Annotated in this window: 6 protein-coding genes; all 6 read left to right on the plus strand. The window is 52.6% G+C overall.

Translation table 11 applies throughout. The annotated features are described in order from the left end of the window. The first annotated feature begins 146 nt into the window (after positions 1–146). Entirely contained in the window at positions 147–917 is a 771-nt protein-coding gene (gene surE, locus QGT73_RS16490) for a 5'/3'-nucleotidase SurE (RefSeq protein WP_280123161.1), read from the plus strand. Beyond that, a complete protein-coding gene (gene dacB, locus QGT73_RS16495) occupies positions 917–2287 on the plus strand; it encodes a D-alanyl-D-alanine carboxypeptidase/D-alanyl-D-alanine endopeptidase (protein ID WP_280123162.1) in 1371 nt (456 codons plus the stop codon). Before surE ends, dacB begins: the two co-directional genes overlap by 1 nt. A 12-nt stretch (positions 2288–2299) precedes the next feature. Continuing rightward, positions 2300–2902: a hypothetical protein gene (locus QGT73_RS16500; protein WP_280123163.1), complete on the plus strand. Its 603-nt coding sequence runs from the start codon at positions 2300–2302 to the stop codon at positions 2900–2902. Between the two features lie 6 nt (positions 2903–2908). After that, positions 2909–3628, plus strand: a complete 720-nt coding sequence (rsmI, locus tag QGT73_RS16505) for a 16S rRNA (cytidine(1402)-2'-O)-methyltransferase (RefSeq protein WP_280123164.1) — start codon at positions 2909–2911, stop codon at positions 3626–3628. 60 nt (positions 3629–3688) lie between these two features. After that, positions 3689–4570, plus strand: coding sequence for a Cbp1 family collagen-binding glycoprotein adhesin (locus QGT73_RS16510; RefSeq protein WP_123616188.1), 882 nt, complete (start codon positions 3689–3691; stop codon positions 4568–4570). A gap of 200 nt (positions 4571–4770) precedes the next feature. Next, a complete protein-coding gene (gene pulA, locus QGT73_RS16515; RefSeq protein ID WP_280123165.1) occupies positions 4771–6765 on the plus strand; it encodes a type I pullulanase in 1995 nt (664 codons plus the stop codon). The last annotated feature ends 396 nt before the right edge of the window (positions 6766–7161 follow it).

Here is a 7161-nt window from a genome sequence, read left to right on the forward strand (position 1 = left end):
TGGTACGGTATATTAGAGTGTGGGAACTATAATATAGTGCGCCCTTTGCTGAATGCGCTGTATTTTTATTATTTTACTGTATTATTAACATCTCGAAATAAGTTTGAACAACTTCATATGATATAATCGAAAAAACAAAAATACGCATGAACAATCGTCCACTCATATTTATAACCAACGACGACGGCATCCACGCTCCCGGTCTGGAGCATCTGATACGCATCGCCGCGACTTTCGGCGATGTGGTGGCAGGAGCCCCTCACTCACCCCAGTCGGCCAAGTCGTCGGCCCTTACTGTCAACGCGCCTCTTGAGGTCCACACCCATCAGCCTATTGACGGAGCCCAGGTGTACAGCATCACAGGCACACCCGTCGACTGTGTGAAAGTGGCTATGCATGCCATACTCGACCGCAAGCCCGACCTTCTGCTCTCAGGCATCAATCACGGCTCAAATGCCGCTGTCAACAATATCTATTCCGGCACAATGGGTGCCACGATGGAAGGATGCATCATCGGCATCCCGTCAGTCGGCTTCTCGCTGCTCGACCACTCTATGAATGCCGACTTCGAGCCGCTGACTCCCTTTATCTCGGAAATTATCGGCAATGTCCTGGCCAAAGGACTCCCCGAGGGAATATGTCTTAACGTCAACTTCCCCACCGGCTGCGAGCCGCTCGGAATGAAAGTGGTGCGCGCGGCCCGCGGCTACTGGACCGAGGAATACGCCGACTATGCCACACCTCACGGACGGCCGTTCTATTGGCTTACCGGCACATTTCACAACGAAGAACCCGACAATCCCGACACTGACGAATATTGGCTCGCACGCCGTTATGGCACCATCGTCCCCATACGCCCCGACCAGACTGCAGCCGACAAGATTGCCGCCGTTAAAGATTTATTAGCCTCGGACTGATGAAGCCGTTGCGACTCATATTGTCACTCGCGCTCCTGTTGTCGGTCGCGAGAATGGCGGCATTTCCGCTTACTGTCGCAGGGATTGACACCACCCGCACAGCCGTATGGATCTACGACCTGAGATGGGACTACGACGTGGTCAATGCCAACATCGACCGTAGCCTGGTGCCGGCCTCGGTGATGAAGACCGTGACCTGCGCCTCGCTGCTCAACCTTGCCGACAGCAACGAGCGTTTCGCCACACGCATCACGGCTCGCGGCACCGTCAGCGATTCTACGCTTCATGGCGACATAATTGTCCACACCGTGGGCGACCCGACCATCGAATCGCAATACTTCCCGCAAGCCCAAGGCTTTGCCGACAGTATTGCCTCTCGACTCCTGGACATGGGCATACACACTGTCACCGGCGATGTCATCATTGACGAAAATCTCTTTACCGACGCCACAACCCCACAGGGATGGATGGCCGAGGACATCCCGTGGTATTATGGCGCACGGCTGCAGGGAGCCAACTTCCGCGACAATAAATTTCGCCTCACCCTACCCTCCCGTAAGACTGTTCCCGAAGTGCCTGACCTGAAATTTCAGTTTGTCAACGCCAAGCGGCGAGGTGTCAAGGTTGACCGCAAGGACGGCTCGGAGACCATGACCGTGAGCGGAAACATACGCCGGGGATTCAGCGAGACATTCTCCATGCCTTATCCGCATAAAGCCATGCGGGCCGAAATAATAAGCGTACTTAAAGACCGGGGCATCAACGTAAACCGTACCTCGCCGCTTAAATCGACGGTAGAGACAGAGGTCTATACTCACATGTCGCCGCGTTTCGGCGACATCATGGAGAGCCTTATGCACCGCTCTGACAATCTTATGGCCGAAGGAATCCTGCGCGCTATAGTGCCGGGCGGCACACGGGCTCAGGCTATAGCCGAAGAGCATGCCGTATGGACCATGTGGGGCATCAGCGCGCACGGCGTCAACATTGTCGACGGCAGCGGACTGTCGCGCGACAACAGGCTCACGGCCCGTTTTCTCGGTAATATCAACCGCCAGATGCTGGCCGATGAGTTTGGTGATACTTACCTGTCACTGTTTCCGCTCGCCGGACTTCACGGCACAATGAAAAACTTTCTCGCCGACACCCCGCTCGAAGGACGCGTGGCCATGAAGACCGGCTCGATGAAAGGCGTGCAGTCCTACAGCGGTTATCTTCTTGACGAAGTAGGACGACCCACTCATCTGCTCGTTTTCATAGCAAACGGCTTCAAGTGTAGCCGTCAGGCCTTAAAAAATGACATCCAGCGTTTGTTATTAGAATTATTTGATGTAAGTTTGCAAACTGATAACGAAGAAACAATCCAATAGATTACGTATACTATGTCACGCAACTATAACGACCTCCTCAGACTGACCTATGAAATCGAAGGTCTTCTCCTGCTGCAGTCACAGCGCGCCGACGGCGGCACAGTGCCGGCTGTCGACAACATGATTGCCGAGAAGACAGCCCTTCTCGCCAAGGCTTTCCCCCTCTGTCCCGAGACACTTGCCACGGAAGAAGAGCCGGCCGAAGAATGCCCCGCCGCGGATTCAAACGACAGCGAGGCTACCGCAGCATCTGCTTTGGCGGAGGAAGAGATGATGGCCACTGAGCCGGTCGCAGCCACTCCCGCTGTCGAAGCGACCGCCGCACCCGAGTCGCCGGTTGTCAACGAAAGCATTGAGACACCGCAGTCTCTTGAAGAAAAACTCGCCCGCGAGCGCGCAAGAGACATTTTCCGCGCATTTACACTCAACGACAAGTTTCGTTTCCGCCGCGAACTGTTTCGCAACTCACAGGACGAATTTGACGAGACTCTCAACGTCATCTCCCAGATGTCATCCATCACTGAGGCCGAGGAATACATCTATGACGACCTCTGCTGGGACCCCGACAACGAGGACGTCAAGGCGTTTATGGATGTAGTGGCAAAACATTTCTGATTATCTATGACCACAGGCAAGCTATATATAGTCCCCACCCCGGTGGGCAACATGTCCGACATGACACCTCGGGCCGTCGAGGTGCTGAAAACGTGCAGCCTCATCTATGCCGAGGACACACGCACGTCGGGAGTGCTGCTGCGCCATTTCGGCATCGACACACCATGCGCGTCCCACCACAAGTTTAACGAACACGCCACCGTGCGCCCCATCATCGACCGACTGCTTGCGGGTGAGACCATAGCACTGATTTCCGACGCCGGCACCCCCGGCATCAGCGACCCCGGATTTCTCCTGACGCGTGAATGTCGCCGCGAAGACATCGAGGTAGAGACCCTCCCCGGCCCCACGGCTTTCGTTCCCGCACTTGTCAACTCCGGATTACCCACCGACCGCTTTATCTTCGAGGGCTTTCTCCCTCCCAAAAAAGGACGTCGCACTCGCCTCGAGCGCATAGCCGCAAACGACTGTACAAGCATCATATATGAGTCACCGCTGCGGCTTGTAAAAACCCTTGGTGAACTCATAGAGACTTGCGGTGCCGACAGACCGGCAAGCGTGTCGCGAGAAGTATCGAAACTCCACGACACCACCCACCGCGGAACGCTCGGCGAGCTTCAGACTTATTTTGCCGAAAACAATCCGCGAGGTGAGATTGTTGTAATTGTGGGAGCTCCCGAAGACTCTGCACCAAAAGTACACAAAAACAAATATAAGGACATTTAGCAATTCATAGCAACATCCAACGAAATCAACTGATTAGCTCACTTTTCAACACCATCCAATATGAAAAAGATTGCATCCATCGCAATTGTTGCAGCCGCTATTCTCACAGGCTGCAACGGCGACAAACTCCGTGAAGCTGAAGCTCAGAACCAACAGCTTAAAGGCGATCTCAGCGAGACCCTCGCCACTCAGGACAGCCTGCTTGTGCTTGTCAACGACATCTCTGACGGCATGGCTCAGATAAAAGACCTCGAAAAAATCATCAGCACTCCCGGAGGGCTCGGTGCCGAATCCTCTTCACGCAAAGAGCAGATACGCAACGACATGATTGCCATTCAGCAGGCTCTTCAGGAACGTCGAGAACGTCTTGCCGAGCTCGAAGAGAAACTTACCAAAACCGGTGGCGAAAACTCGACCCTCAAGCGCACAATCTCCAACCTCAAGGCTCAGATAGCCGACCAGACCACCGAAATCGCGACTCTCACCAATCAGCTTGCATCGGCCAACATCAAGATTGAAGAACTGAGCAGCACCGTCTCGACTCTCAACACTCAGGTTGATTCACTCAGCACCGATGTAGCCAACGAGCGAGAACTCAAAGACGCCGCTCAGGCCGAGGCTGACAAAGCCATTGCAGAGCTCAACACCTGCTATTATGCCATTGGCAACAACAAGGAACTCAAAGAGCGCGACATACTCTCGTCAGGCTTCCTCCGCAAGACCAAGGTTATGAAGGGGGACTTTGACATGAGCTACTTCCAGACAGCCGACAAACGTACTCTTACCGAGATACCTACTCACAGCAAGAAGGCCGAGGTGATGACTTCACAGCCCAAGGACTCCTATCAGATTGTCGACATCAACGGTCAGAAAGTCATCAAAATCACCGACCCCGCCAAATTTTGGCAGATGTCCAACTTCCTTGTCGTAAAAGTCGACTAAGTCCTCTCCACAATACTTGACACTCTCCCCATTGAGAGATGTCATGATTACAAAAGTTTCAAAAGAAACAAAATCTCTTTTAATCTGTCAAAAAAACATTATTTAGATTAAAGAATTTTTGTTTCTTTTGAAACTTTTGTATTTTTGTATTCCATTATTCAACATCCTGTATCATACTTACATACTCATTATCTTTTCACATGAAAATCCTACCTGCATTGACAACTCTTGCCATCTGCTGCACCATGCCGGCTTTTGCCGCCAATCCCGACTCAAAGTATACTGACTATCCCACATACAACGGCTCCGATCTCGAACTGACTGTCAACAGTTCAGGCACCCATTGGAGGCTGTGGTCACCCGAAGCCGAAGCAGTCAGAGTGACCGTCTATCCATCCGGTCTCAACACCCGGCCTATCGAGACCATCGACATGACCCGCGGAGAAAACGGCACATGGACCGCATCCTCCCCCACCCGACTTTATGGAAAATTTTACACCTTCACCATAAAACAGGGCGGCAAATGGCTCAAAGAGACACCGGGCGTATGGGCCAAGGCCGTCGGCATCAACGGAGAGCGCGCCGCCATCATCGACTTCTCGACCACCAACCCCGAAGGATGGGCTTCCGACCGTGGTCCTGCCATAAAGAACATCACCGATGCAGTCATCTATGAAATGCACCACCGCGATTTTTCAGTCGACCCCTCGTCGGGCATAGCGAACAAGGGCAAATTTCTTGCCCTGACCGAGCCGTCGACTTCCAATCCAACGGGCGAGTCAACAGGTATAGATCACCTAAAAGAACTTGGTGTCACACACGTGCACATACTTCCCTCCTATGACTATAACAGTGTCGACGAGTCAAATCTCCCGGCCAACCAGTACAACTGGGGCTATGACCCGTTTAACTACAATGCCCCCGAAGGCTCATACTCAACCAACCCGACCGATCCAGCCACACGTGTAAGAGAGATGAAGCAAATGGTAAAATCGCTTCATGACAACGGCATTGGTGTGATTATGGACGTGGTCTACAACCACACGGCCGACAACGACGGCTCCAACTTCTCGCTCACAGCTCCCGGATATTACTACCGCCATCGCGAGGACGGCACCTATAGCGACGCTTCAGGCTGCGGCAACGAGACAGCCTCGGAGCGTCAGCAGATGCGCGACTTCATCATCAACTCCGTTAAGTACTGGGCAAAAGAATATCACATCGACGGATTTCGATTTGATCTTATGGCCATACATGACATCGAAACGATGAATCAAGTCATAGCCGCACTCAAGGAAATCAATCCCGACATCTTCGTCTACGGCGAGGGATGGACTGCAGGTGACTCACCTCTGCCCGTCGAGCAGCGCGCACTAAAGGAGAATGTCGCAAAAATGCCTCAGATAGCAGTGTTCAGCGACGACATCCGCGATGCCATAAAGGGACACTACTCCGATGCCGCCGACCGCGGATTCGCCACCGGCAAACCGGGCCTTGAGGAGACAGTGAAAATCGGTATCGTCGGAGCCACAGCCCATCCTCAGGTCGACTACTCCAAAGGCAATAACTCAAAATTTGCCTACGCGTCATCTCCGACCCAGATCATCAACTATGTGTCATGTCACGACGACCTCATGCTCACCGACAAGCTGCGTAAATCAATGCCCGAAGCCACCGATGCAGAGCGTCAGCGTGCGGCCCGTCTCGCCCAGACAATCGTGTTTACCTCTCAGGGCACACCGTTTATGTTTGCCGGAGAAGAGCTGTTTCGCGACAAGAAAGGCGTACACAATTCCTACAAATCGCCCGACTCCATCAACGCCATCGACTGGAACCTCAAGCACACCAACGCCGAGCAGATGGAATATTACAAGCAGCTTATCAGACTGCGCAAGGAGCACCCCGCTTTCCGCATGACAACGGCCGAGCAGGTGGCACGCCACATCAAGTTTGACAAGACCGCTCCCGGACTCATCTCTTACTCCCTCATCGACCACGCCAATGGTGACGCCTACAAGGAAATCAAAGTCATCTTCAATGGTTCGGCTGAAAATCGCGAAATAAAGGTAGCCAAAGGCAACTGGACCGTTCTTGCCGAAGATGGCCGCTTAAATGCCTCAGGGCTCGGCACATCTAAGGGAGGAAAGCTCATTGTAGCCCCTACATCGGCACTGATACTCGCTCGCGAGAAGTAAAAAAATTTGGTCGCACTCTTGCGAAATCAAACGAAAACGCGTAAATTTGCGTTATAAAAATACACCACATCAGAGACGATTGGGAAACTCTTCAATTTATTCTGAAATACCGAGACAAGCTTAGCCGACTAATGGCGGGCCTCATCCCCTCGCGGGGAGGCAAGCATTGCCCGGAGGATTACAAAGGTCGACGGAGCGCTCAAATCCTGTCTTTCGGAGTTTCATCATCTTGCTCTGGTGTGGCTTTTTTATAGCCGATACAAACTATTTATTTAGTTACGCGGCATCTTTGGGGTCAAGCCGAAATGGCGGTGCATATGTTAAATTTGGCAGTTAGAAGTGTTAAATTTTTAGGCGTAGAGTTTGACCAGTCGGAATATGAAGAAGTCTCGGTCC

It is taken from the genome of Duncaniella muricolitica (assembly GCF_910574735.1).
Classification (GTDB): Bacteria; Bacteroidota; Bacteroidia; order Bacteroidales; family Muribaculaceae; genus Duncaniella; species Duncaniella muricolitica.

Bases quoted from the DNA above. Each gene is read 5' to 3' on its own strand.
- rsmI (WP_280123164.1), top strand. From the start codon at position 2,909: ATGACCACAGGCAAGCTATATATAGTCCCCACCCCGGTGGGCAACATG.
- pulA (WP_280123165.1), top strand. From the start codon at position 4,771: ATGAAAATCCTACCTGCATTGACAACTCTTGCCATCTGCTGCACCATG.
- dacB (WP_280123162.1), top strand. From the start codon at position 917: ATGAAGCCGTTGCGACTCATATTGTCACTCGCGCTCCTGTTGTCGGTC.
- QGT73_RS16510 (WP_123616188.1), top strand. From the start codon at position 3,689: ATGAAAAAGATTGCATCCATCGCAATTGTTGCAGCCGCTATTCTCACA.
- QGT73_RS16500 (WP_280123163.1), top strand. From the start codon at position 2,300: ATGTCACGCAACTATAACGACCTCCTCAGACTGACCTATGAAATCGAA.
- surE (WP_280123161.1), top strand. From the start codon at position 147: ATGAACAATCGTCCACTCATATTTATAACCAACGACGACGGCATCCAC.